Annotated in this window: 28 protein-coding genes; 13 read left to right on the top strand and 15 right to left on the bottom strand. The window is 71.3% G+C overall.

The genetic code is table 11. The features are described from left to right. Nucleotides 1-7: 7 nt before the first annotated feature. Nucleotides 8-1,384 (bottom strand): NAD(P)-binding domain-containing protein, encoded by a 1,377-nt coding sequence (locus ABD946_RS26190; RefSeq protein ID WP_345287622.1) that lies wholly within the window; start codon nucleotides 1,382-1,384, stop codon nucleotides 8-10. A 109-nt stretch (nucleotides 1,385-1,493) separates the two neighbouring features. Between ABD946_RS26190 and ABD946_RS26185 the strand changes: the two genes are divergently transcribed. From ABD946_RS26185 to ABD946_RS26175, 3 genes are all read left to right on the top strand, one after another. Then, nucleotides 1,494-1,847 carry an ArsR/SmtB family transcription factor gene (locus tag ABD946_RS26185; protein ID WP_345287620.1) on the top strand — a complete coding sequence of 118 codons (354 nt, stop codon included), beginning with the start codon at nucleotides 1,494-1,496 and terminating at the stop codon, nucleotides 1,845-1,847. 31 nt (nucleotides 1,848-1,878) lie between these two features. Beyond that, nucleotides 1,879-2,367 carry a GNAT family N-acetyltransferase gene (locus ABD946_RS26180; protein WP_345287618.1) on the top strand — a complete coding sequence of 163 codons (489 nt, stop codon included), beginning with the start codon at nucleotides 1,879-1,881 and terminating at the stop codon, nucleotides 2,365-2,367. Nucleotides 2,368-2,446: 79 nt separating this feature from the next. Next, nucleotides 2,447-3,484 carry a ParB N-terminal domain-containing protein gene (locus ABD946_RS26175; protein ID WP_345287617.1) on the top strand — a complete coding sequence of 346 codons (1,038 nt, stop codon included), beginning with the start codon at nucleotides 2,447-2,449 and terminating at the stop codon, nucleotides 3,482-3,484. A 55-nt stretch (nucleotides 3,485-3,539) separates the two neighbouring features. On the opposite strand, the gene ABD946_RS26170 is transcribed toward ABD946_RS26175, so the two are convergent. From ABD946_RS26170 to ABD946_RS26160, 3 genes are read right to left on the bottom strand one after another with little or no spacing between them, the layout of a single operon-like run. Further along, complete coding sequence (locus tag ABD946_RS26170) at nucleotides 3,540-4,571, bottom strand: ArsO family NAD(P)H-dependent flavin-containing monooxygenase (RefSeq protein ID WP_345287615.1); 1,032 nt, start codon at nucleotides 4,569-4,571, stop codon at nucleotides 3,540-3,542. Beyond that, nucleotides 4,568-5,329: an aquaporin gene (locus tag ABD946_RS26165; protein ID WP_345287613.1), complete on the bottom strand. Its 762-nt coding sequence runs from the start codon at nucleotides 5,327-5,329 to the stop codon at nucleotides 4,568-4,570. The genes ABD946_RS26170 and ABD946_RS26165 overlap by 4 nt, the downstream gene beginning before the upstream one ends. Before the next feature lie 49 nt (nucleotides 5,330-5,378). Continuing rightward, the gene (locus tag ABD946_RS26160) at nucleotides 5,379-5,690 is read right to left on the bottom strand and encodes an ArsR/SmtB family transcription factor (RefSeq protein WP_345287612.1); all 312 of its coding nucleotides are present in this window, start codon (nucleotides 5,688-5,690) and stop codon (nucleotides 5,379-5,381) included. 104 nt (nucleotides 5,691-5,794) lie between these two features. On the opposite strand from ABD946_RS26160, the gene ABD946_RS26155 reads away from it, so the two are divergent. From ABD946_RS26155 to ABD946_RS26140, 4 genes are all read left to right on the top strand, one after another. After that, nucleotides 5,795-6,226 (top strand): arsenate reductase ArsC, encoded by a 432-nt coding sequence (locus tag ABD946_RS26155; RefSeq protein ID WP_345287610.1) that lies wholly within the window; start codon nucleotides 5,795-5,797, stop codon nucleotides 6,224-6,226. Nucleotides 6,227-6,229: 3 nt separating this feature from the next. Beyond that, complete coding sequence (trxB, locus tag ABD946_RS26150; RefSeq protein ID WP_345287608.1) at nucleotides 6,230-7,228, top strand: thioredoxin-disulfide reductase; 999 nt, start codon at nucleotides 6,230-6,232, stop codon at nucleotides 7,226-7,228. Between the two features lie 62 nt (nucleotides 7,229-7,290). After that, nucleotides 7,291-7,623 carry a thioredoxin gene (trxA, locus tag ABD946_RS26145; protein WP_345287606.1) on the top strand — a complete coding sequence of 111 codons (333 nt, stop codon included), beginning with the start codon at nucleotides 7,291-7,293 and terminating at the stop codon, nucleotides 7,621-7,623. Nucleotides 7,624-7,770: 147 nt separating this feature from the next. Next, on the top strand, nucleotides 7,771-8,586 hold the full coding sequence (locus ABD946_RS26140) for a sulfite exporter TauE/SafE family protein (protein WP_345287604.1): 816 nt from the start codon (nucleotides 7,771-7,773) through the stop codon (nucleotides 8,584-8,586). Between the two features lie 106 nt (nucleotides 8,587-8,692). On the opposite strand, the gene ABD946_RS26135 is transcribed toward ABD946_RS26140, so the two are convergent. Genes ABD946_RS26135 through ABD946_RS26125 form a run of 3 tightly spaced genes read right to left on the bottom strand, consistent with a single transcriptional unit; the run spans nucleotide 8,693 to nucleotide 12,115 of the window. Then, the gene (locus tag ABD946_RS26135; RefSeq protein ID WP_345287602.1) at nucleotides 8,693-9,385 is read right to left on the bottom strand and encodes an ATP-binding cassette domain-containing protein; all 693 of its coding nucleotides are present in this window, start codon (nucleotides 9,383-9,385) and stop codon (nucleotides 8,693-8,695) included. Continuing rightward, entirely contained in the window at nucleotides 9,373-11,211 is a 1,839-nt protein-coding gene (gene pstC, locus ABD946_RS26130) for a phosphate ABC transporter permease subunit PstC (RefSeq protein ID WP_345287600.1), read from the bottom strand. Before pstC ends, ABD946_RS26135 begins: the two co-directional genes overlap by 13 nt. A 1-nt stretch (nucleotide 11,212) precedes the next feature. Beyond that, entirely contained in the window at nucleotides 11,213-12,115 is a 903-nt protein-coding gene (locus tag ABD946_RS26125) for a phosphate ABC transporter substrate-binding protein (RefSeq protein ID WP_345287598.1), read from the bottom strand. A 354-nt stretch (nucleotides 12,116-12,469) separates the two neighbouring features. On the opposite strand from ABD946_RS26125, the gene ABD946_RS26120 reads away from it, so the two are divergent. Continuing rightward, a complete protein-coding gene (locus ABD946_RS26120; RefSeq protein WP_345287597.1) occupies nucleotides 12,470-12,772 on the top strand; it encodes an ArsR/SmtB family transcription factor in 303 nt (100 codons plus the stop codon). Nucleotides 12,773-12,822: 50 nt separating this feature from the next. Here ABD946_RS26120 and ABD946_RS26115 read toward each other — a convergent pair whose 3' ends face one another. From ABD946_RS26115 to ABD946_RS26090, 6 genes are read right to left on the bottom strand one after another with little or no spacing between them, the layout of a single operon-like run. Beyond that, nucleotides 12,823-13,530 (bottom strand): CTP synthase C-terminal region-related (seleno)protein, encoded by a 708-nt coding sequence (locus ABD946_RS26115; RefSeq protein WP_345287595.1) that lies wholly within the window; start codon nucleotides 13,528-13,530, stop codon nucleotides 12,823-12,825. Beyond that, nucleotides 13,527-13,895 (bottom strand): hypothetical protein, encoded by a 369-nt coding sequence (locus ABD946_RS26110; RefSeq protein WP_345287593.1) that lies wholly within the window; start codon nucleotides 13,893-13,895, stop codon nucleotides 13,527-13,529. Before ABD946_RS26110 ends, ABD946_RS26115 begins: the two co-directional genes overlap by 4 nt. Beyond that, entirely contained in the window at nucleotides 13,892-15,406 is a 1,515-nt protein-coding gene (gpmI, locus tag ABD946_RS26105; protein WP_345287592.1) for a 2,3-bisphosphoglycerate-independent phosphoglycerate mutase, read from the bottom strand. The genes ABD946_RS26110 and gpmI overlap by 4 nt, the downstream gene beginning before the upstream one ends. After that, the gene (gene aroA / locus ABD946_RS26100) at nucleotides 15,403-16,713 is read right to left on the bottom strand and encodes a 3-phosphoshikimate 1-carboxyvinyltransferase (protein ID WP_345287590.1); all 1,311 of its coding nucleotides are present in this window, start codon (nucleotides 16,711-16,713) and stop codon (nucleotides 15,403-15,405) included. The genes gpmI and aroA overlap by 4 nt, the downstream gene beginning before the upstream one ends. A 34-nt stretch (nucleotides 16,714-16,747) precedes the next feature. Then, nucleotides 16,748-17,047 carry a hypothetical protein gene (locus ABD946_RS26095; RefSeq protein ID WP_345287589.1) on the bottom strand — a complete coding sequence of 100 codons (300 nt, stop codon included), beginning with the start codon at nucleotides 17,045-17,047 and terminating at the stop codon, nucleotides 16,748-16,750. Between the two features lie 26 nt (nucleotides 17,048-17,073). Continuing rightward, nucleotides 17,074-17,244, bottom strand: a complete 171-nt coding sequence (locus tag ABD946_RS26090; RefSeq protein WP_345287587.1) for a hypothetical protein — start codon at nucleotides 17,242-17,244, stop codon at nucleotides 17,074-17,076. A gap of 321 nt (nucleotides 17,245-17,565) precedes the next feature. Between ABD946_RS26090 and ABD946_RS26085 the strand changes: the two genes are divergently transcribed. From ABD946_RS26085 to ABD946_RS26065, 5 genes are all read left to right on the top strand, one after another. Continuing rightward, complete coding sequence (locus tag ABD946_RS26085; RefSeq protein WP_345287585.1) at nucleotides 17,566-18,549, top strand: helix-turn-helix transcriptional regulator; 984 nt, start codon at nucleotides 17,566-17,568, stop codon at nucleotides 18,547-18,549. 365 nt (nucleotides 18,550-18,914) lie between these two features. Next, on the top strand, nucleotides 18,915-20,447 hold the full coding sequence (locus tag ABD946_RS26080; protein WP_345287583.1) for a vanadium-dependent haloperoxidase: 1,533 nt from the start codon (nucleotides 18,915-18,917) through the stop codon (nucleotides 20,445-20,447). 329 nt (nucleotides 20,448-20,776) lie between these two features. After that, nucleotides 20,777-21,262, top strand: coding sequence for a DoxX family membrane protein (locus ABD946_RS26075; protein ID WP_345287582.1), 486 nt, complete (start codon nucleotides 20,777-20,779; stop codon nucleotides 21,260-21,262). A gap of 139 nt (nucleotides 21,263-21,401) precedes the next feature. Continuing rightward, on the top strand, nucleotides 21,402-22,157 hold the full coding sequence (locus ABD946_RS26070) for a response regulator (RefSeq protein WP_345287581.1): 756 nt from the start codon (nucleotides 21,402-21,404) through the stop codon (nucleotides 22,155-22,157). Further along, entirely contained in the window at nucleotides 22,154-23,326 is a 1,173-nt protein-coding gene (locus tag ABD946_RS26065) for a sensor histidine kinase (RefSeq protein WP_345287579.1), read from the top strand. The genes ABD946_RS26070 and ABD946_RS26065 overlap by 4 nt, the downstream gene beginning before the upstream one ends. A gap of 21 nt (nucleotides 23,327-23,347) precedes the next feature. On the opposite strand, the gene ABD946_RS26060 is transcribed toward ABD946_RS26065, so the two are convergent. Further along, on the bottom strand, nucleotides 23,348-23,650 hold the full coding sequence (locus ABD946_RS26060; protein ID WP_345287577.1) for a YciI family protein: 303 nt from the start codon (nucleotides 23,648-23,650) through the stop codon (nucleotides 23,348-23,350). Continuing rightward, entirely contained in the window at nucleotides 23,647-24,204 is a 558-nt protein-coding gene (locus ABD946_RS26055; RefSeq protein ID WP_345287576.1) for a TetR/AcrR family transcriptional regulator, read from the bottom strand. Before ABD946_RS26055 ends, ABD946_RS26060 begins: the two co-directional genes overlap by 4 nt. Between the last annotated feature and the right edge of the window lie 72 nt (nucleotides 24,205-24,276).

Below are 24,276 nucleotides of genomic sequence, written 5' to 3'. Positions count from 1 at the left end.
GACGCGGTCAGCAGCCGCCGTCGGTGGAGCAGGAGGAGGCGGGGGCGCCGACGCCGAGGGTGACCAGCTGGGGTGCGGCCGGGGCGCAGCAGCCGCCGGCGGAATCGACCGGGGCCTCGGGCTGGTCGAAGAGGCCGGCGCCGCCGCAGACGCCGGTGTCGGGGAGGGTCAACTCGACGCGGGCGGCGGCCTCGTGGTCGCCGGCGAGGTGGGCGGCGACGGAACGGGCCTGCTCGTAGCCGGTGAGGGCGAGGAAGGTCGGGGCGCGACCGTAGGACTTCTGGCCGACCAGGAAGACGCCGTCCTCGGGGTGGGTGAGCTGGGCGGCGCCGTGCGGTTCGACGCTGCCGCAGGAGTGCTGGTTGGGGTCGATCAGCGGGGCGAGGCCGGCCGGGGCCTGGAGGCGCTCGTCCAGGTCGAGGCGGAGCTCGGAGAGGAAGGAGTGGTCGGGGCGCAGGCCGGTGAGGACGATGATCTCGTCCAGGCCTTCGGTACGGGCGCCGTCGTCGGAGACGAGGACGAGCTTGCCGCCGGCGTCCTGCTCGACGGTGGTGACGCGGAAGCCGGTGTGGGCGGTGGCGTGGCCGCTGTCGACGGCGGCCTTGGCGGCGAGGCCGAGGGCGCCGCGGGCGGGGAGCTGGTCGGCGGTGCCACCGCCGAAGGTGGAGCCGCTGATGCCGCGGCGGAGGATCCACTCGGCGTGGGTGCCGCTCTCCTGCTTCGCGAGCTCCGCGAGGGTGGCCAGGGCGGTGAAGGCGGAGGCGCCGGAGCCGACGACGGCCGTCCGCCTGCCGGCGTAACGGGCGTGCTGGGCGGGGTCGTTGAGGTCGGGGACGCGGTAGGAGATCCGGGCCGCGTGGGTCTTCTCGCCGAGGGCGGGCAGGCCGTCCGCGCCGAGCGGGGCCGGGGTGGTCCAGGTGCCGGAGGCGTCGATGACGGCGGAGGCTGCCAGGCGCTGTTCGGTGCCGTCGGCGGTGGTGAGGTGGACGGTGAAGGGCTGCTCGGTGCGGCCGGAGTCGACGACGCGGTCGCGGCCGGCTCGGGCGACGCCGGTGACGGTGGTGCCGTAGCGGACGCGGCCGCCGAGGGCGTCGGCGAGGGGCTGGAGGTAGAGCTCGGCCCAGTCGGCGCCGGTGGGGTAGGTGGTGTGGTCGGGGCTGGTCCAGCCGGTCGGAGCGAGGAGCTTGGCGGCGGCGGGGTCGACCAGTTCGGACCAGGTGGAGAAGAGCCGGACGTGGCCCCACTCGCGGACCGCCGCGCCGGCTGCAGCTCCGGACTCGGCAACGGCCACGTCCAAGCCGCGTTCGATCAGGTGGGCTGCGGCGGCCAGGCCGGCGGGGCCCGCGCCGATGACGAGGACGGGCAGGCCGGTGCTTTCGGACATGACGGTCTCCCTGATCGTGGCGGCGTCCGCCGCCTCGCTGATTCGACAAACGTCGATGTGTGACGTCTTCGACCTTGCCCCGGGAATCGACGGATGTCAACATAGACGCATGTCGAATCTGGAGTTGACCGTGCTGAAGCCCGAGACGGTCGCGTGCTGCCCGCCGATCACCTCGGCCGAGCTGTCCGTGGCGGACTCCGAGAAGATGGCCGCCATGTTCAAGGCCCTGTCCGACCCGGTCCGGCTGCGCCTGTTCTCCAAGATCGCCTCCCACCCGGGCGGCGAGGCCTGTGTCTGCGACATCCAGGACGTCGGCGTCTCCCAGCCGACCGTCTCCCACCACCTGAAGAAGCTCCGCGAAGCCGGCCTGCTGAGCAGCGAACGGCGCGGCACCTGGGTCTACTACCGCATCGAGCCTTCCGTCCTGGCCACCATGTCGGCCATGCTCGACCGGCACAGCTGACCCGCCGTCACCCGCTTCCGAGGAGCACCCCTTGCACGTCGCCCCGCTGCGCGCCGAGCACGCCGACCAGGTCCTCGCCATCTACCAGGCCGGCCTCGACGAGGGGAACTCCTCCTTCGAGACCACCGCCCCCGACTGGGCCGCCTTCGACGCCGCCAAGCTCCCCGAGCACCGCTTCGTCGCCCTCGACGAGGACGGCCGGATACTGGGCTGGACCGCGGTGAGCAGGGTCTCCGACCGCTGTGCGTACGCGGGCGTGGTCGAGCACTCCGTCTACGTCCACCCCGACGCCCGTGGCCGGGGTGTGGGCGGTGAACTCCTGCGCGCGCTCGCTCACTCCACCGAGGCGGCCGGGATCTGGACCATCCAGTCCGGCATCTTCCCCGAGAACACTGCCAGCCTCGCCGTCCACGCCAAGGCCGGCTTCCGCATCATCGGCACCCGCGAACGCATCGGCCGGCTGAACGGCGCCTGGCGCGACGTTCTGCTCGTCGAACGCCGTAGTCCTGAGGTGAGTTGAGCGAACGGCGCTCGCTGAGGCCCGTATGTCCGCACCGGCCGATAGCCTGATGCCGAGGGGGCCACTGGGAGGAGCGGACTTGGCCGGATTCAAGATCAACCAGCGTGCGATCGACCAGATGGCGCGTGAGCTCAAGAAGGGCTTCGAGCAGGCCTCGAAGCGCCACCGCATCCGGATCCCCGTCGAAGCGGACCCGCCCGGCATGGGAACTGCCGGCGGGATCGAAGAGGATCCCGTGGCTTCCCGAGCCCTGGTGTGGCTCGGAGAGCAGGCTGCCGAACATCGAGGCCACTTCCATGAGTTGGCCGACTTCGCCGAGCAGGAGGGCCTTCCGAACGAGGAGGCGTCCGGGCTCGCGCTCGCGCTCCAGGAGCACGGCCTGGTCCATCCCCTGCGCACCTTCGACTCCTCCGACAGCATCGTGCGGCTGAGCGACGAAGGCCGTCTGGAGATCCGCCGGTTGAGTAAGCTCGCCGCCGACCGCGTCCGCCGCGCCAACCACGCGAGCGCGGTTCTCCTGCGCTGGCTGCATGATCAGGACGCCGCCGTGGAGTCCGGCCAGTTCGTCGGCACCGAGACGGCCTTTTACGCAGGCGTGGCGCTGACCGAGCGGGAGATTGCCGACGCCGCAGCCGAGTTGGTCGCCGACGGTCTCGCGGAGGGTGACACGGCACCGGGGGACACCAGGCCGGCACCCATACGGATCACGGCGGCGGGCACCTCCCGCGTCCGACACGGCCACCACCCGAGGAGCTCCATGAACGCCCAGAACGAGACGCACCACTACTACGGCGTCACCATCAAGGGCGACATGACGGGCGGATCCGCGTCCACCGGCGACTTCACCTTCAACACCACGAACGGCATCGACCCCGAGCAGCTCGCACGACTGGTGCGGGGCCTGCGCGAGCTGGCCCCGCAGCTCGACCTCGACCCGGTCGACGCCGGGGACTACACGGCCGAGGTCGACGCACTGGAGCAGGACGGCCTGGACGCCGAGCAGGGGCCCCGCATCTGGCGGCGGATCGCGCGAATGATGACCGCCCGGTTCGGTACGAGCCTGGCTGACGGAGCCGCCCAAGAAGTCTTGGAGATCGCTTCCGGTCTCTACGGCTGACACCCGCGCGTCGAGTAAGGGAGCGGCCCCGGGCGGTGAACGCCGGGGGCCGCGCTCAGTTCAGCAGGGCCGTGATCTCGGCGACTGCCGCGCGGGCGGTGCGGCCGACGCCGATGAGGGTGGCGGAGGCGGGGCCGGTCCAGTCGCCGTAGCCGAGGAAGTGGATGCGCGGGTCCTCGGCGGAGCGGGTGCCCTCGGTCGGGATGCGGCCGTCGGTGCGGGCCAGGTCGATCGCCGGGAGGTCGGGGCGGAAGCCGGTGCACCAGATGACGGTGTCGCAGTCCCAGGTGGTGCCGTCGGCCCAGGCCGCGCCGGCGGGGGTGAGGTGGTCGAACATCGGACGGGACGTCAGTCCGGCGGCGCGGGCGGCCCGGACGGGCGGGACGGCGACGATGTCGCCTAGGTCGGAAATCCGGGGGCCGCCGGCCTGGACGCGGCGGGTGGCGAGGTCGAAGAGGGCGCGGCCGTCGATGTCGTCGGGGAGGTAGCGGGCCGGGCGCTGGGTGACCCAGCGGACGGTGGCTACGGTGTGCAGGTCCGCGGCGATCTGGGCGCCGGAGTTGGCGCCGCCGACCACGATGACGCGCTGCCCGGCAAAGTCGGCGGCCGTGCGGTACTCGTGGGTGTGGAGCTGACGGCCCGTGAAGTCCCCTCGGCCGGAGAGAGCGGGGACGAAGGGGTGCTCCCAGTTGCCGGTGGCCAGGACCACGGCGCGGCTGCGCCAGGTGCCGCCGTCGGTGGTCACGGTGATGCCGTCGACGTCGCGGGCGATGGCCTCGACCCGGATGGGGCGGTGGATCGGGAGGTCGTAGCGCTTCTCGTACTCGGCGAGGTAGGCGACGACGTGGGCAGCGTCCGGGTACTCCTCGCCGGGCTGCTGCAGCATCGGGCGGCCGGGCAGGGAGGAGTACCCGGCGGGCGAGAACAGCCGCAGGGTGTCCCAGTAGTGCTGCCAGGCACCGCCCGGTGCGGAGTTGGCGTCCAGAATGGTGAAGTCCAGCCCGGCCCGCCGCAGGTAGTACCCCGCGGCAAGGCCGGCTTGGCCCGCGCCGACCACCAGGACCTGGACGCGCCGGGCCCCGCTCACTTCGTACCGGCCGTACGGCGGCGGTGGTCGAAGACCAGCGCGACGAGAGCCAACCCCAGGGCGCCACCGAGGAGTTGCATGCCGATGAAGCCGGGGACCGAGCCCGGGGCGATGCCGGCAAAGGTGTCGGTGAAGGCGCGGCCGAGGGTGACGGCGGGATTGGCGAAGGAGGTGGAGGAGGTGAACCAGTACGCCGCACCGATGTACGAGGCGACCGCGGCGGGAGCGAAGCGCAGGTTGCCGGTCTTGCCGAGCCCGAAGATCAGCAGGACCAGGCCGGCGGTGGCGACGACCTCGCCGAGCAGCAAGTGCCCGGCGGAACGGTCGTGAGTCGACCACTTCACCAGGGCCTCGCCGAACATCGCGTCCGCGAGGACCGCCCCGGCAATCGCTCCGGCGGCCTGGGCGGCGGCGTACGCGGCGACCTCCCGCAGACCCAGGCCGGCCGGATCCTTGCGGCCGTTCCACCACTCGGCGAGGGTGACGACGGGGTTGAAGTGCGCACCGGAGACCGGGCCGAGGAGCAGGATGAGCACGGCCAGGCCGAAGACGGTGGCCAGCGAGTTGGCCAGCAGCTGCAGGCCGACGTCGTGGCTGAGCTCGGTGGCCTGGATGCCGGAGCCGACCACGATCGCCACCAGGGCGGCGGTGCCGACCAGTTCAGCTGCCAGCCGGTTGAGCAGCGGGATGGCCGGTGGCTCGGTCGCGAGTGCTTCGGCCTCGCTGGAATCGGGTCTGGCCTCGTCTATGGCGTTCAACGGATGGTGCTCCTTGTGCGGGGAAGGCCGCTGTGGATGGCCCGGTGGGTCAGCAGGACCGCTTGAAGTTGGCTTCGGCGGTCAGTCGGGCGGTGGCGGCCAGCCCGGCGAACTCCGCGGACAAGGCCGTGAAGGCCTCGGGGCGGAGCGAGTAGTAGGTGAAGCGGCCGCAGGGCTCGGTGTCGACCAGCCCTGCCTCCCGCAGGATCTTCAGGTGGTTGGAGAGGTTGGTCTGCTTGGCGCCTGTCTCCTCCACCAGGTGCGTGGTGCACAGGGACTCTCTGGCCAGGAGCCCGATGATCTGAATCCGCAGCGGGTCGGCCAGAGCCTTCAACACATCACCGTCGACTGAAGTCACCATAGCCTGATACGTTAGCTGGCGTCGGGGAGAAACCCAAGCCCGCGGCCTCAACGAGGACGTGCCGCGCCGCGCCCGCTCACCCGGGCATCGACGAAGGAACCACCATGACCACCGCTCCTGCCGCCTCTGTGCTGTTCGTCTGCATCCACAACGCGGGCCGCTCCCAGATGGCCGCCGGGTTCCTGCGCCACCTCGCGGGCGACCGCGTCGAGGTCCGCTCCGCCGGCTCCGTGCCCGGTGACCAGGTCAACCCCGCCGCGGTCGCGGCGATGGCCGAGCTCGGCATCGACATCTCCGACCAGAAGCCGAAGGTGCTGACCACCGAGGCCGTCCAGGCGTCGGACTACGTGATCACCATGGGCTGCGGCGACGCCTGCCCGTTCTTCCCCGGCAAGAAGTACCTCGACTGGCAGCTGGAGGACCCGGCCGGCCAGGGCGTCGAGGCCGTCCGCCCGATCCGCGACGAGATCAAGGCCCTGATCGAAGGCTTGATCGCCGAGATCGACGCCAAGTCCGCACCCACCCAGGAGAACTGACGCATGAGCGAGAGCGACGTCCGCGAGGTCATCATCATCGGCTCCGGCCCCGCCGGGTACACCGCCGCGCTCTACACCGCCCGCGCCGAGCTGAAGCCCCTGCTCTTCGGCAGCGCCATCTTCGTCGGCGGCTCGCTGACCACCACCACCGAGGTGGAGAACTTCCCCGGCTTCCCCAACGGCGTCGACGGCCCGAAGCTGATGGAGGACATGCGCGCCCAGGCCGAGAAGTTCGGCGCCGAGATGATCGACGACGACATCGTCTCGGTCGATCTCACGGGCGACATCAAGGAGTTGACCGACTCCGAGGGCACCGTACACCGCGCGAAGACCGTCATCGTCGCCACCGGATCGCAGCACCGCAAGCTCGGCCTCCCGAACGAGGACAAGCTCTCGGGGCGCGGCGTGTCCTGGTGCGCGACCTGCGACGGCTTCTTCTTCCGCGACAAGGACATCGTCGTGGTCGGCGGCGGCGACACCGCCATGGAGGAAGCAACCTTCCTCACCCGCTTCGCCCGCTCGGTCACCGTCGTCCACCGCCGCTCCACGCTGCGCGCCTCCAAGGCCATGCAGGACCGGGCCTTCTCCAACGACAAGATCTCCTTCGCCTTCGACACCGAGGTCGCCGAGCTCCGCGAGACCGAGAACGGCATGCTGGCCGGCCTCGTCCTGCGCAACGTCTTCACCGGCGAACTGCGCGAGCACCCGGCGTCCGGCCTGTTCATCGCCGTCGGCCACGACCCGCGGACCGAACTGTTCACCGGGCAGCTGGAGTTGGACTCCGAGGGCTACCTCAAGACCGAGGCCCCCTCCACCCGCACCAACATCCCCGGCGTCTTCGGTGCGGGCGACGTCGTCGACCACACCTACCGCCAGGCCATCACCGCCGCCGGCTCCGGCTGCGCCGCCGCCCTGGACGCCGAGCGCTACCTCTCGGCGCTGGCCGACGCGGCCCCCAGCGAGCGCTTCCACGACGGCGCCGAGCTCCAGCCCGTCGCCTGACCCACCCTCACCCACCCGAACCGGGCTCCCCGCAAGGAGAGTTCAGTCACCAAGGAGTGCGCATGTCCGGTGCCACCGTCACCGTGACCGACGAGACCTTCGCCACCGACGTACTCGGCAGCGACAAGCCGGTGCTCGTGGACTTCTGGGCCGCCTGGTGCGGCCCGTGCCGCCAGCTGGGCCCCGTCCTGGACCAGATCGCCGACGAGTACGGCGACCAGCTCACCATCGCCAAGCTCGACGCCGACGCCAACCCCGAGACGGTCGCCAAGTACGCGGTCCTGACGCTGCCGACCATGCACGTCTTCCAGGGCGGCAGGATCGTGCAGACCATCGTCGGCGCCAAGTCCAAGCGTGCCCTGCTCGCCGACCTGGCCGACTTCGTCCAGCAGTGAGTTCTGACGGGCTGCTGCCCCGTGAGCATGAGGCGGCAGCTCGTCGGGCCGGTTCGGAGAACTAGCCGAACCACCGGTGGACACCCGCGTCCGTCCTGTAGACAACCACTCTGGCGCGCGGTCCTTCGTCCCGCGAGGATGCGCGTCATGACCATCGACAACGACCCCGCCCCCAGGCCCTCGACGGGCTCGACACCCCTCGTCTTCGGTGCCGGAGCGGCGATCGGCGTGCTCGGCGGGATGATCGGGCTCGGCGGCGCGGAGTTCCGCCTGCCGCTGCTGATCGGCCTGTTCGGGTTCGCCGCGCTCTCCGCCGTCATCCTGAACAAGGCGATGAGCCTGGTGGTCGTCCTGGTCGCGCTGCCCGCCCGGCTGGCGGCGGTTCCGGCCTCGGCGGTGGCCTCGCACTGGCCGGTCGTGGTCAACCTGCTGGCCGGGAGCCTGCTGGGCGCCTGGGCGGGGGCGAGCTGGGCGGTACGGATGCGCAGCGCCACCCTCTACAAGGTGCTGGCCGCCCTGATGGTGCTCATGGCCGCCGCCCTGGTCCTCACACACACCACCACCCTGGACGCGCTCGACCTCCCACCATGGGCCCGCATCCCGAGTGGGGTGGTGGCCGGATTCGGGATCGGGGTGGTGGCGGCGATCATGGGCGTGGCCGGCGGCGAGCTGCTGATCCCCACGATCGTGCTGCTCTTCGCCCTCGACATCAAGACCGCCGGGAGCCTGTCCCTGCTGGTCTCGCTGCCGACCATGCTGGTGGCCTTCGCCCGCTACAGCCGCGACGGCAGCTTCGCGGTCCTGCGCGCCAACTGGCGCTTCACTGCGGTCATGGCTGCCGGATCGACGGTCGGCGCGGTCCTCGGCGGACTCCTCCTCGGCGTCTTCCCGGACATGCTCCTGATCCCCGCTCTGGCGGTGATCCTGCTCCTCTCCGCTGCCAAGCTCGCCCGGCACGACTAGGCGGAGCGGCACGGCGTGCAAAGACAGCCGGGCCCGGTCCGTCGTGATTGCTGCACGACGGACCGGGCCCGGCCAATGTTCTGATGTGGTTCTTCGTGATGCCTCCTCAGGCGGCAGCCGTCCGGCAGGCCGTCACGGACTCCGGCAGTTCGATGCGGACCGTGCGGTCGCACAGTCGCTGGACCTGCGCCGGGTCGTGGGAGACGAGCAGGACGGTGCGTCTGCCGCGCAAGGCCGCCACCGACTCCTCGACGGTGTCGCGGCTGCGCTCGTCCAGGGCGCTGGTCGGCTCGTCCAGCAGAAGCGCGGCCGGCTCCAAGGCCAATGCGCGGGCCAGACACAGGCGTTGGCGCTGGCCGTTGGAGAGAGCCTGTGCAGACTCGTCGAGGCGGTTGCAGACCTCGCTCCACAGGCCGGCCTCGCGCAGGGCCTGCTCGACGCGATCGCGCAGCTCGGCCTCGGAGGCGCGCACCAGGTGGCGCAGGCCGAAGAGGGCGTTGTCGAGGATGCTGCCGCCGAAGACGACGGGGGTCTGCGGGACGAGGACGACGGTGCTGCGCAGGCCGGAGTCGCCCTTGCGGGGTTGGACGGCGCGGCCCTGGACCTCGATGTGGCCTTGGCGGGTGAGGCCGTGGGGCAGGAGGTCGACCAGGGCGCGCAGGACGGTGGACTTGCCGGCGCCGGAGGGGCCGCACAGGCCGGTGGTGGAGCCGGTGGGCAGTTCGAAGTCGACGGGACCCACCAGGGTCTTCTTGCCGTCGAGGACCCGCAGGTCGCGGACGGCTATCACGTGTTCCATCGTCGGGCTCCTTCGAAGCGGTTGCGCAGGGCCACGGCCAGGCCGAGCAGGGCGGCGGTGATCAGGACCAGGACCAGGGCGCTGCCCCAAGCCTGGGCGATGGCCTCGGGGGCGCCGGAGTCCTGGGTGAGGGTGAAGATGTGGGTGGGCAGGGCCTGGACCGGGGCGTCGACGAACCCGACGGGCAGAGCGGGGGCGCCGAAGAACACCGTGGCGGTGAAGATCAGGGGGGCCGTCTCGCCTGCGGCGCGGGCCAGGCCGAGCAGCAGGCCGGTGAGGGTGGCGGGCCAGGTGTAGGGGACGACGACCGAGCGGATGTACTGGGCGCGGCTGAGTCCCAGTGCGTAGGCGCTCTCGGTGAGTTCAGCCGGCATGCCGCGGATGCGCCCGGCGGTGGTGAGGGCGATGACGGGCACGACGACGGGCACGAGCACGATGGCTCCGGCGAGCCAGGAGCGGCCCCAGCCCATGGTGGTGCAGAAGATGACGTACCCGGCGAGGCCGAGCAGGACGGTCGGGGTGCCGCCGACGGCGACGGCCAGGGTCTCCAGCACCCGACTGGTCTTCGGGGAGGTGCGGGTACCGATGAGGACGCCCGCCCCGTAGCCGAGCGGCAGGGCGATCACGGCGGTGGTGGCCAGCAGCAGGAGGGTTCCGGTGATCTGGTCGCGCACACCGCCTCCGGCCGCTCCGGCGGACGGGGTGAACCAGAACGCCGGGTTGAGGGCGGAACTGCCGCGCACCAGAAGGATGGTGAACATCCCCACCAGCAGAGCGGCGGGCAGCAGCAGGGCCCCGTAGCGCAGGGCGGTGGTGATCCGGTCGCGCGGGATCCGCCCTCGGGCGGAGACGCGCCGGGTACGCAGGCCGCGTCGGGTGGAGCGGTCGGCGGAGGTGCGGCGGGTGCCCCACACGGTGGCGGCGGCGACCAGCAGGAGCAGGATGATGCCGAGCGCGCACAGCGACGCGAAGTAGGGGCCGGAGGTGCCGGAGAGGGTGGGCTCGGGCCCGGCGAGCTTGGTGGTGAGGGTCTGACCGGGCGTCACCAGGGTGGAGAAGAAACCGTGGACGGAGTCGGGCAGGCGGCCGTCGGCGCGTCCCACGACGAGGAAGACCGCGATGGCCTCGCCGAGGGCGCGGGCCAGGCCGAGCAGGACACCGGCCCGCATACCGGCCCGGGCCTGCGGCAGGACGGCGGAGCGGACGACCTCACGGCGGGTCAGGCCGAGGGAGTAGGCGGCCTCCCGGTAGCGGCCGGGGACGGCGGCCAGGGCGTCGACGCTCACGGCCACGATGGTCGGCATGATCATCACGGCGAGGACGATGCCCGCGGCCAGCAGGCTGTCGCCGCCGGGGACGTCGCCGAGGGAGGCGACGAAGGGGCGGATCAGCATGACCCCGATGAGGCCGTAGACGATGGAGGGGACGGCGGCCAGGAGTTCGACGCTCAGCCGCAGCGGCTTGGCCAGGCGGGGCGGCAGGTACTCGGAGAGCGCGATGGCGGCCGACCAGCCGATCGGCACGGCGAGGGCGAGGGCGAGGACGCAGACGACGGCGGAGCCGTAGATCATGGCCAGGGCGCCGAAGGCGCCGTTCAGCGGGCTCCAGGTCGGGTCGCTGATCAGGGTGAGCCAGTCGACGTCGCCGCTGGCGATGCCGTTGGCGAGGTAGCCCACGAGGACGGCGAGGACGAGGAGCACCGAGAACATGCCGGTGTAGGTCCAGCCCCCGACCCAGTTCGCCCGCCGGGGGCGGCTGCCCGTGAGGGGCAGCCGCTCTCCGGCTGAGGTGGGCGCCTCGGTGGGGCGCTCCAGGGCGATGGTCACGTCACAGGCCCATCTGCTGGCGGGTCAGGTAGCCGTGCTTGGTCAGCAGCTTCTGGCCCTCGGGGGACAGGATGTAGTCGATGTAGTCCTTGGCCCCGCCCTGCGGCTTGCCGTTGGTGATCATGAAGAGCGGGCGGGCCATCGGGTACTTGTTGGCGGCGACGTTCTCGGGGGTGGGGGCGGTGCCCTCCAGGGAGACGGCGGCCAGACCGTCGTGGCCCTCGATGAAGCCGGTGGACAGCGGGCCGACGGCGCCGGGGGTGGACTCCAGCTTGGTGCGGGTCTCCTCGTTGCCGCCGACGATGGCGAAGTTGCCGGTCTGCGGCGGGGCCGGCGGGGTGCCGGTGCCGTAGACGAACTTGTCGAGGACCTCGCGGGTGCCGCGGCCGGGCTCCTTGTCGTAGACGAAGACCTTCAGGTCCGGGCCGCCGACCTGCTTCCAGTTGGTGATGGTGCCCTCGAACAGGCCCTTGACCTGCTCCTTGGTGAGGTTCTTGACGCCGCCGTCGGCGACCTGCTTGGTGACGATGATGCCGACCGCGTCCGCGCCGATCTGGGTGGGGACGTAGTCCGTCTTGGGGGCCGCCTGGCGGTCCTTGTCCGAGAGCGGCTTGGAGCTCAGCGCGATCTGGATCTGGCCCAGGCCCAGCTGGGAGATGCCGCCGGCCGAGCCGCCCTGGGTGGCGACCGTGATCTTCAGGCCGCGGGACTTGAGCGCCTCGGCGGCGTCGGAGGCAACCGGGGCGACGGTGGTGGAGCCGCTGGCCTGCAGGGTGGTCGAGTCGGCCTTGGCGGAACCAGCGCAGCCGGTCAGGGCGGTGCCGAGCAGCAGCGCTGCGCCTGCGGCCGCGCCGGCCTTGAGGTACTTGGCGGAGGAGGGGCGGCGAGTGGCGTGGAAAGACATGGCGGTGCCTTTGCTGGTGAAGGGTCTTGGTGTGCTGGGGAGTTGAGGGCGAATGGACAGCCCTGGCGGTACTGAGTCTGCTCGCCTTGCGGCCGGTACAGAAGGGATGCCGGGTGGCAGGAACCGCGCCTGGCATCCACCTGCCTCACCTCACGGAAGTGGGGCGCGTGTGGCGGGTGCGACTGAACAGCGGGCCAACGAAAGGTGAACAGAATGGCAAGGCGGACCTGACGTGCTGTTAGCAGACGTAGGGTTGGCCATATGCCCGCAGAACAGGCAACCGGCCAACCCCTCGACCTCCTGCCCCTCCTCGACGAGGATCCGACGTGCGGGCCGCCGCTGAAGGTGGAGCCGATGCCCAGGGAGCAGGCCGAGGCCCTCGCCGGGGAGCTGAAGGGGATCGCGGACGCGACCCGGCTGCAGATCCTGAGCGTGCTGCTGGCCGCCCCGGACGGCGAGGCCTGCGTGTGCGACATGACGCCGCTGCTGGGCCTGGCGCAGCCCACCGTGAGCTACCACATGAAGATCTTGGTGGACGCCGGGCTGGTGAGCCGCCGCAAGCGCGGCACCTGGGTCTGGTACGCGGTCAAGCCGGAGCGGCGGGCGCTGCTGGAGGCGATGCTGCAGGGCGGCGGCGAGGCGGCTGGCCAGAGCTGAGGTCCGGGCGGGACGGGTGATGAGTACGCCCGCCCGGACCTGGTGGCGCGTCAGACGGTGACGGCCGCGTTCGCGGTCACGGCAGCGGTGAACGCGTGGATCAGCGGGTGGATGCTGTCCGGGGTGGAGACCAGCTCGGGCTGGTAGAGGCTGCCGACGAAGAACGGGTGGCCCGCGACCTCGACGGCGCGCGGCGCTCCTTCGGTGTCCCAGCCGCTGAACACCAGCCCGGAGGCCTGCAGCTGGTCGACGAAGTCCGGGTTGAGGCCGTACTTGCAGTGGTAGGTCTCGATGCTCTGCTCGGCGTCGCCGTAGACGGAGGCCAGCAGGGTGCCGGCGACCAGCTTCAGCGGGGCCTGCTCGCCGGCCATGCAGCAGCTCAGCGGGACGATCAGCGGGGTGGCGGCGTCCGGGTCGTACTGGACGTCGTCGGCGTCCTCCAGGCCCAGGACGGTGCGGGCGTACTCGATCAGCGCGTGCTGGAAGCCGCCGCAGGTGCCCAGGTAGGGCAGGCCGGTCTCACGGGCCAGGCGGATCGCGGCGAGCACGCCGTCCTTGTTCTCGTACGGGGAGCCGGGGACGACCCAGATGCCGTGGAAGCCCTCCAGGGACTCCGGCCCGGTGATCGAGTCGGTGGGCACCCACTCGGTGGTGACGGGCAGTTCGGCGCGGATCGCGTCCAGGCGCACGTGCGCGGGGGCCTTGCCGTGGTCCCCGATCAGCGCCAGGCGCGGCCGGGGGCCGGTGATGGTGGTCATGCGTTCTCCGGTGCGGTGATGCGTCCGAGGTGGACGTGGGTGTGCGGGTCGAGGCGGGCGACGATCCGTCCGTCCTGCTCGCTGCTGGTGGAGCGTCCGCCGAGGAACATCAGCGGCTCATCGCCGTGCGGCAGGAGGTCCTCGGGGTAGAGGGTCTGCGGCTGGTCGCTGGTGTTGTGGACGGTCAGCACGTGGACGGTGCCGGCGGGGCTGGTGCGGATCTGTCCGGCCAGGCCGGGGCCCAGGTCGAGCGGGCGGACGGTGGCGATGCCGCCGAACGCGGGGGCGAAGGTCTCGCCGCCGGGCGTGGAGGGGGCGAGGTTGCCGCCGTCGAGGGTGGCGGGGGCGAGGGTGGGTGCGGTCACAGCAGGCTCCTACCGGTCATGGCGGGGCCGATGGGCCGGCCCAGCAGGGCAAGGACGGTGGGCGCGATGTCGGCGAGGGTGCCGCCATCGGTGAGCGTGTCGGGCAGGACCTGTCCGGGCGCCGGCACGACGACGGCGGGGACGGGGTTGGTGGTGTGCCCGCCGTAGGGGCGGGGGGTGCCGTCGGGGCCGGGCTTGGCCATCTTCTCGGCGTTGCCGTGGTCACCGACCAGCACGACCCAACGCCCCTGTGCGGCGGCGGCGTTGAGGATGCGTTCGACCTGACGGTCGGTGAACTCGGCGGCCTTGACGGTGGCGTCGTGGTCGCCGGTGTGGCCGACGACGTCGATGTTGGCGAGGTTGGCCACCACCAGGTCGACGTCGGGGCGGGCGGCGGCGTGGGCGACGGCGTCGGCGACCAGGTCGAGGTTCATCTCGGGCCGGGCCTGGTAGTCCGGTGAGCCCTCGCCGGTGATGCGCACGTGCTCCTCCACCTCGCGGACGCGGTCGTCGCGGCCGTTGAGGTAGTAGGTGACGTGCTCGAACTTCTCGGCCTCGGCGATGCGCACCGACCGCAGGCCGTGCTTCTCCAGCTCGTCCGCCAGTCCGCCGGAGGCGTCCGCCCGGCCGACCAGCGGCGCGATCTCGGCCTTGGTGTCGTACTGGGTGAGGCTGATGACGTGGACGTCCTGGCAGGTGAGGTGGCGCACCAGGTCGTCGGCGAGCTGCTGGATGCGGTCGCTGCGGAAGTTGAAGAACAGCACCACATCACCACGGCGGGCGTGGCCGTCCGGGTCCAGGACGGTCGGCGGGACCCAGACGTCGCCGTTCTCGCTCGCGGCCACCACCTCGGCCCAGGAGTCGGCCGTGGGGCCGGTGCCCTCGGCGATGGCCAGGGTGACGGGCAGGGTCAGGTCGAGGTCGCCGCTCTTGTCCAGGCCGTAGCCCCGGCCGCTGATGCTGGCGAGCGAGCCGACGCCGGTCTCGGCGAAGTAGCCCTCCAGCTGGGCGAGGTAGTGGCCGGCGGTGCCGTCGGCCACGTCGCGCCCGTCCGTGATGGCGTGCACCCGCACCCGGGCGATGCCGCGGGAGGCGGCGATGGCGAGCAGCTCGCGCAGGTGCTCGACGTTGGCGTGGATCTGGCCGTCGGAGACCAGGCCGACCAGGTGCAGGGCGCCTCCGGTGCCGGCGAGGTATTCGAGTTCGGCGGTCAGCAGCTCGTTCTCGCGCAGGCCTCCGCTGTCGATCTGACGCTGCACCAGCACCGAGTCGTAGGCCAGCGGGCGGCCGGAGCCGATCACCATGTGGCCGATCTCGGAGTTGCCGACCACGCCGGGCAGCAGACCGACCGCTTCGCCGGAGGCCTCGACCAAGGTGGCCGGGTACTTGACGGACAGTGAGTCCAGCACCGGGGTGGTGGCATTGGTCAGGGCGTTGGCGGGGTCGGGTTCGGCGTGGCCCCAGCCGTCCAGGACGAGCAGGACGCCGGGCGTGCCGTCGGTGGTGCTCACTGGGCGGTCCGCAGGGTGTCGAGGGTCTGCCAGAAGGCGGGGAAGGACTTGGCGACGCAGCCGGGCTCGTTGATGACCACGCCGGGGGTGCGCAGGCCGCCGATGGCGAAGGTCATGGCGATGCGGTGGTCGTCGTAGGTGTCGATGACGGCGCCGTGCGGGGTGCCGCCGTGGACGGTCATCGCGTCGTCGTACTCGTCGACGGTGATGCCCATCTTGCGCAGCTCGGTGGTGACGGCCGCGATCCGGTCGCACTCCTTGACGCGCAGGCTGGCGATGTTGGTGATGTGGGTCTTGCCCTCGGCGAAGGCGGCGACGATCGCCAGCGACGGGACGACGTCGGGCATGGCATCCATGTCGACCTCGATGCCGTGCAGGTCACCGCCCTTGAGGGTGATGGAGGTGTCGGTGACGTCGATGTGCGCGCCCATCCGGGCCAGCACGTCGACCAGGCCGACGTCGCCCTGGTGGGAGCTGCGGCCGATGCCGGGGATGGTGACCCGCCCGCCCAGGATGGCCGCGGCGGCCAGGAAGTAGGACAGGCCCGAGGCGTCGGGCTCGACGACCACGTCGCCGCCCTTGAAGGACTGGCCGGCCGGGACCTTGAACCAGCGGTAGCCGTCGCGCTCCACGGTGATGCCGTGCTCGGCGAGAGTGGCCAGGGTCATCTCGACGTAGGGCTTGGAGACCAGCTCGTCGACGATCTCGATCTCGGTGTCCTGCTCGGCCAGCACGGAGCTGATCAGCAGGCTGGAGGTGTACTGGCTGGAGACCGCGCCGGAGATCTTCGTCTTGCCGCCGCGGAAGGAGCCGCCGGTGACGCGGATCGGCGGGGAGCCGTTGCCGCGCAGCGCGACGGCGTCGACGCCGAGCGCGGGCAGCGCCGCCAGCAGGTCACCGTACGGGCGCTCCTGCATCCGGGCGTTGCCGGTGATGGTGGTGGTCCCCTCGGCCAGGCCCGCCATCGAAATCAGGAAACGCAGGGGGGTGCCGGCGCCGCCGACGTAAATCTCCTCCTGCGGGGCGCGCATCTTCTCCCCGGTGGGGGTGACCGTAATGCGGCGGTTGTCGTGGTCGATCTCGGTGGAAACGTGACCGAATTGGGCTACCGCGTTGGCGAAGTAGATGGTGTCGTCGGAGATCAGCGCACCGTCGATCACGGCCGGCTTGCCGGAGAGCGCCGCGATGGCGATCTGGCGGTTGGTGTAGCTCTTCGAGCCGAGGACCTTGACCTCGTGGTCGATGGCGGCCAGCGGCTCGACGGTGAGCTGCTCGGCCTTCAGTCGGGGATCGGGGGTGCTGGTCATGGCTGGTCTCCCTGGGCTGTACGTGTGATCTGGGTCACTGGAAAGCGTTCGTTTCGTCGATCGGCCACCCGGCTCCGGCGATTTCCCAATCGCTCAGGGCCGGGCTGGATTTCAGGACGACATGACAGAGCCGGCCCGCGGCACGTGTGGCGGCGGCGGGATTTTCGGCCCGGTGGAAGAAAGTCAGGTCCACCTGCCCGGAAATGACCCGGGCGTGGATGTGTTCGAGCCCGTCACCGGGTTCGGCGGCCGTCCACAGAATGTCCGTGACGACGGCGGCGGTCAGTTCACCCCGCCCGGCCCCCGGTTCCTGGACGAGCGTGGCGGTGGCCATGTACATCGATCCCCCCGATGCGGCGCTCAGGCCCGGCAGTGGCCAGGGGCGCCGACCAGCACGGGTGCCCGGTGCGCTCGCGCAGCTCCCTCGGCGGCGGCACCTGGTGCCGCACCCCTGCCGGCCGGCCCGGGGAAACCCACGGCGGCCGCGATGAGTCCGCCGACCAGGCGCAGCGACTTCTGCGCAGCGGGCATGACTGTCCTCCAACTCTTTCCGAGTGCGAACTTGGATATCCGGCACAGAGAGCGGAGTCCGCCTGCCCGGCGGTTCGCCGGGGGCCTCCGTCGGCCGGTGAGAACAGTCTGTCCGGCCCCCAATCGAGGCGGAAGAGATCGACGCTGGCATGAACCGCGCCCGGCAACCACCTGCCTGACACACCGTCGGGGCGACTCTCCGAAGTGCGCGCGGGATCCCTGAATCGGTTGATGGACAGGCCGCTGACCTGCAAAGATCGGGATCTGCCGATGAATACAGCGAATGTCTCAGATAATGAGACGCAGGCGAGGGGGCTCACTGTGCTGGCAGCGCTTGGACTGGACGCGGACGCGGAAGCCGTCTACCGCCTGATGCTCGTTCACCAGGACTGGGGCATCCCCGAACTGGCAGCCCACCTCGGCCGCACCGAGACCGAGGTCCGTACCGGCCTCGACCGCCTCGCCGAACTCAACCTCCTGCGCCGCTCCCTCCAGGCCCCCGGCGGCCTGCGCCCCGTCAGCCCCGACCTCGGCTTCCAGCTGCTGCTCCAGCGCCAGCAGGCCGAACTACTCAGACAGCAGCAGCAGTTCGCGGAGAGCCAGGCGGCCATCAGCCGCCTCCTCGACGAGTACTCCGAACTGCGCACCGGTGAGCGCCACGGCGTCGAGTACCTGCACGGCATCGACCAGATCCAGACCCGCCTGGAGGAACTCGCCCACCGCAGCACCAGCGAGTGCCTGTCCTTCATGCCCGGCGGCGCCCAGTCCGCCGCCAGCCTGGAGGCCAGCCGGCCACTGGACACGGACCTGCTGGGCCGCGGGGTCTCCCTGCTCACCGTCTACCTGGACAGTGTGCGCAACGACAACGCGACCGTCGAGTACGCGAGTTGGCTGCAGCAGAACGGCGGCGAGGTGCGCACCGCACCGTCGCTGCCGCTGCGGATGGTGCTGTTCGACCGCGAGGTCGCGCTGCTGCCGGTGGACCCGGAGAACACGAAGAAGGGTGCCGTGCAGCTCACCGGCCCCGGCGTCCTGACCGCGATGGTCGCCCTCTTCCACCAGGTGTGGGCGGTGGCCGCTCCGATCGGGTGCGCGCAGGGCCGCGACGAGGCCGGGCTGACCGCCCAGGAACGGGAGCTGATCCGTCAACTCTCCCAGGGCGCCACCGATGAGATCGCCGCGAAGAAGCTCGGCATCGGGCTGCGGACCTCGCGCCGGATGATGTCCGAGCTGATGGCCCGCCTCGGAGCGCGCAGCCGCTTCGAGGCCGGCATCCTCGCCGAGCGCGCCGGTTGGAGCGACTGACCGGGGCGGTCCTCCTCGGACAAATGACCGGGACCACCGTGCCGCTGCCGCTGTCCCCGGATGAGACCTGGACCGCACCGACGGTGGGCACGTGAAGAACGTGGTCCTCGTCGCCGCGCGAGCCGAGCACCGCGTCCACTGCCCTGGACCGGACCGGACCGGACCGGACCGGACCGTGCTCGTGGGCTGACCGCTGTCGCGGGCAGGCGCCCCTGGAAGAGAAAACAGGGAGACCGGTTTGATCTGACAGAGTGCCGGGCGGCGAATGGAACAGTCGTACGCAACGGGGCAAGCATGAGGCCCGCCGCGAGACCACGGGGGTTGCGGCGCACCTCAGCTCGTCATCCGAGAGGACGAACCAGCTCATGAGACCCACCTTCAGCACCACGTTGCGTCGCGCCACCGTGGTCGGGTTGGCCGCGGTGATGTCCGTCTCCACCCTCGCCGGTGTGGCCGGCGCCGAGACGGATGCCTCCAACCAGGCCGACTTCGCGTTCTTCGAGACCTGGGCCGAGTACGAGGACGCGGGCAACAGCCTGCTGCTGGCCTGGAACGAGCAGACGGTGAAGTCCACCATCGCGCAGGTCGACCTGAACGGTGCCACGGGGATCCAGCCGCCGGTGTCCGCCCGCTACCACGCGATCGTCTCCACCTGTGTCTACGACGCCTGGGCCGCCTACGACTCCAAGGCCATCGGCACCCGCCTCGGCGGCCAGCTGCGCCAGGCCTGGTGGAAGCGGACCTACGCCAACCGCAAGGCCGCCGTCGCCTACGCCGCGCACCGCGCGCTGAAGGACCTGTTCCCGCAGCAGAGCGCCACCTTCGACGCGCTGCTGCAGTCCCAGGGCTACGACCCGGCCAACGCCGAGGTCAACACCACCACCGCGGCCGGCATCGCGCACACCGCCTGCGACGCGGTGCTGAACTTCCGTCACAACGACGGCGCCAACCAGCTCGGGACCCCGCCCTACTCGGACCCGGGCAACACCGGCTACACCCCGGTCAACCCGGCGCAGGACATCAACGGCTTCAACAAGGCGGCCGTCGTCAAGCCCGACGCCTGGGTCCCGCAGATCGTGGGCGGCGTCACCCAGAAGTTCGTCGCGGTGCAGTTCGCCACCGCCAAGCCCTACGCCCTCACCACCCCGAGCCAGTTCCGCCCCATCACCCCGCCGGCCTACGGCACCGCGCAGGCGAACGCCGCGGTGGATGAGCTGCGCCAGATCAGCGCGAACCTGACCGACACCCAGAAGTCCATCGCCGAGTTCTGGATCGAGGCCAAGGAGGGCCCGACCGGTCACCAGAACCGCCAGGCCCAGTGGGTGGCCCGCCGCGACCACAACATCCTGAGCAAGGATGTGAAGATGTTCTTCGGCCTCAACCTGGCCATGGGCGACGGCGGCATCGCGGTGCGCGACGCGAAGAAGGCGTACGACTACGCCCGCCCGATCAGCATGATGCGCTACGCCTACGACGGCCAGCAGATCCAGTCCTTCGGCGGCCCGGGCCTTGGCACCGTGACGATGGACGGCAAGAACTGGAAGTCCTACATCCCCACCCCGTCCTTCCCCGCCTACATCTCCGGCCACTCCACCTGGGGCTCGGCCTGGGGCGAGTACATGAAGCTGTTCACCGGCAGCGACACCTACGGCGAGACCGCGGTCGTCAAGGCCGGCACCCTCAAGTACGACACCAACGCCCCCGCCACCGACATCACCCTGACCTGGCCCACCTTCAGCCAGGCCGCCGCCCAGGACGGCATGTCCCGCCTGTACGGCGGTGTGCACTGGCGCTACGACATGGAGCAGGGCGCGGTGCTGGGCAAGAACCTGGCCAACAACGCCTACACGGTGGCCAACAAGTACTTCAACGGCATCACCCCGAACGTCGCCCAGTAGCCCGGCGGCTGACGGTTAGCACCTCCTGACGGAGCCTCGGGCGGACGGCCACCTGGCCGTCCGCCCGAGGCCGTTGGCCGGGCTCCCGGCCGCTGACGCGCCGCCGCCGGCCATCAGCGGCGCCGAGCACCCCCATCGGCAGATCGACGGCTCACCGGCAGGCGTGCGCCCCTAACGTTCAGGAACACCTTCCAAAGGACCCAACTAGCCTTTCAGTGAGCATTGTTGACGGGATGCCCCTGGTGCGGGGCGGCCCGGGAGACGAGGGGAAAATGGCGACTTCCAGCAGACGAGGTACGGACCTGGCCCCGAGATCGCGGACCGGTCCCGTGCCGCCCACGGTGGAGGGGCGGCTCGCGCTCCTGCTGCGTGCGAGCGCGGCGGTGGTCTTCCTCTGGTTCGGGATCCCGAAGTTCGTGCCGGGCCTGAGCCCGGCCGAGTCGCTGGTGTCCCGGACCACCGAGGCGCTCACCTTTGGCCTGGTGCGCGGCCACATGGCGTGCGTCCTGGTCGCCGTCCTGGAGGTGGCCATCGCGGTGCTGCTGCTGAGCGGCCGGCTGCCACGGCTCACCGGGCTGGTCTTCCTGGGCCACATGGCGGGGACCGCCACGCCGCTGCTGCTGTTTCCCGCAGAGACCTGGACCGCTCCGATGGTGGGCACGTTGGAGGGCCAGTACATCGTGAAGAACCTGGTCCTCGTCGCCACCGTCGTGAGCGGACTCGTGCTGACTGCCCGCGGGCGCGCGCAGCCGCCGCTCGCGCAGACGCCGGCCGCCCAGTCCGACCAGGTGAAGCCCGTCGCCCTCGTCGGCTGACGACCGCGTCCCTGGCAACGGGCCACGCCAGACTCGGAGAACCGGGGGCGGTTTGGTCTGGGCCGCGCTCTGGCCATCGAAAGCCGGCACAGGGTCCGCACGTGCCCGGCATACGCGCTCACGGTGGGAGGAAGATCTGTTGAGCACCGCACCGACCGCACTGCCCGGGCAGGAGCGGCGAGTCCTGGTCGTCGAGGACGACGCGACCGTCGCCGAGGTCGTCACCAGCTACCTCACCCGCGCCGGATACCGCACCGTCCACGCCGCCGACGGGCTCACCGCCCTGGAACTCGCCCGGCAGTCGCAACCCCAGCTCGTGGTGCTCGACCTGATGCTGCCCGGGCTGGACGGCCTGGAGGTGTGCCGCCGCCTTCGGGCCGCCGGCGGACCGCCGGTGCCGGTGGTGATGCTCACCGCCCGCGGCGACGAAGCCGACCGCATCCTCGGCCTGGAGACGGGCGCCGACGACTACGTCACCAAACCCTTCAGCCCCCGCGAACTGGTCCTGCGCGTCACCTCCGTGCTGCGCCGCGCCGAAGCCGCACCGCCGCCCGCCGCCCCGGCCGTGCTGCGCGCCGGCGCCCTGACCGTCGATCCCACCGCCCGCAGAGCCGACCGGGGCGGCCAGGAACTCCCCCTGACGGTCCGCGAGTTCGACCTGCTGCTGTTCCTGCTGCGCCACCCCGGGCAGGTCTTCTCCCGCGAGGAACTGCTGCGCCAGGTCTGGGGGTGGGAGTTCGGCGACACCTCCACCGTCACCGTCCACGTGCGGCGGCTGCGCGAGAAGGTCGAGGACGACCCGGCCTCCCCAAGGCTCATCTCGACGGTGTGGAGCGCCGGTTACCGCTTCGACCCCACCGGCGCGCCGCCGGGCAAGGAGGGATCCCGCTCGTGATCGACATGCTGGTCATCATCGCGCTCGCCGCGGCCGGCGCCCTGCTCGCCGGGCTGCTCGGCCTGCCCGCCGTCAAGGCGCTGCGGCGCAGGTCGGTGGCCGCCTCGCTGTTCGCGGTCTCCGCGCTGTCCGTGCTGGCCATGGCCGCCGGCACCGTGGCGGTGGCGCTGGAGATGTTCATCTCCGTCGAGGACTTCCATGTGGTGCTGATCGTGGCCGGGGTGTCCGGCGCGATCACCCTGCTCGCCGCGCTGTGGTTCGGGCGCCGGATCGCGGGCGGCAGCCGCGAGCTCGCCGACGCCGCGCGCACCGTCGGCGACGAGAGCGGCTTCACCGCGCCGCCGGACCCGCCGACCGCCGAACTCGCCGCACTGGCCGCCGCGTTGGAGGACACCTCGGCGCGCCTGGCCGCCTCGCGCGAGCGCGAGCGGGCACTGGAGGCCTCCCGGCGGGAGCTGATCGCCTGGATCTCCCACGACCTGCGCACCCCGCTCGCCGGGCTGCGGGCGATGGCCGAGGCGTTGGAGGACGGCGTCGCCCCCGACCCGGCCGGCTACCACACCCGGATGCGGGTGCAGGTGGAGCGCCTGTCCGGGATGGTCGACGACCTCTTCGAGCTCTCCCGCATCCAGACCGGCTCGCTGGAGCTGTCGCTGGTGAGGGTGTCGGTGTACGACCTGGTGGACGACGCCCTCGCCACCGCCCGCCCGCTCGCCCATGAGCGAGGGGTGCACCTGCTGGACGACGGCATCGTCCGCGTCCCCGTGCACGCCGACGCCCAGGGCATCACCCGGGTGCTGGGCAATCTGCTGGTCAACGCGGTGCGCTCCACCCCTGCCGATGGAACCGTGGTGGTGAGCGCCCGTCAGGAGGCGGACCGCGTGGTGCTCGCCGTCGCGGACGCCTGCGGCGGGATCCCCGAGGGCGACCTGGCCCGGGTCTTCGACACCGGCTGGCGCGGTGCGACGGCCCGCACTGCGCCGCCCGGCACCGCCGTCGCGCAGCGGCGCCAGCAGGGGGACAGCGGGGCCGGGCTCGGCCTGGCGATCGTGCGCGGCATCGTCGAGGCCCACGGCGGCCACGCGCAGGTGACCAACGAAGGCGCGGGCTGCCGCTTCGAGATCACCCTCCCCCTGGCGGTCGCCGCGGTGCCCGCGCTGGCAGGGTGAGACGGCTCAGCTTTCCACTGGTCAGGGCAGCAGGAACTTGAGGCGGTCGTCGGCCATGCCGGGGGCGATCTCGATGATCTCGGTGGTGACGACGTCCTCGGCGACGAACGGGTCGGCCGCCACCCGCTCCTGCAGCGCCTCCTTCGAGACGCCGTGGGCGAGGACCGCGCCGCCCAGGCCCGGCTGGATGCTGCCGACCAGCAGGAAGACGCCGTCGTCCAGGCCCTGCTTGATCCATTCCTGATGGCCGCTCATGTACCGGGTGGCCTCGGCCTTGTTGGCGGAGAACCGGAGCAGGACCACGAACATGTTCTTCTCTCTCATCTCTCGTAGGTGCGCAGCCAGTCGCGCATCCGGTCGACCTCCCGCTGGATGAACTCCTCGTCGCGGAAGGCGTTGGCCATCACGGCGACGCCCTGGCTGAAGGCGAGCACGTGCATGGCGAGCTGGTCGGCCTGCTCGGCGGGTGCGATGAGCGCGAACTGCTCGCGCAGCCAGTCGCGGAACAGGGTGAACAGGCGCTCCGCCTGGCCGAGCATGGAGTGTTCCAGCTTGGCCAGCTCCGTGGTCAGGGTGCCCACCGGGCAGCCGTAGTCCTGGATGTCGGTGCGGTTGTCCAGCACGATCTCCACGTAGCGCAGGATCCGCCCGGCCGGGGTCGGCGCCTCGGACTCCCACCGCTCAAGCATCAGCCGGGTCTTGGCGAGGCGGGCGTCGATGACCGCGTCGAGGATCGCGTCCTTGGACTTGAAGTGGTAGTAGAAGTTGCCCCTCGACAGCCCCACCTCGCCGGCGATGTCCGCGAACGAGGTGTGCTCGAAGCCGTGGTGGTAGAAGAGCCTGTCGGCCGCCGCCACGATCTGCTCACGGGTCGCCACAGCAGGCACCATGCACTCCCTCACCTCGTAGGACAGTCGACCTAGAGGCACAACCTAGGTCAGCTGTCCTAC

Source organism: Kitasatospora albolonga, from assembly GCF_039535905.1.
In the GTDB taxonomy this organism is placed as follows: Bacteria; Actinomycetota; Actinomycetes; order Streptomycetales; family Streptomycetaceae; genus Kitasatospora; species Kitasatospora albolonga.
This window is presented reverse-complemented; position numbering and strand designations above follow the sequence as displayed.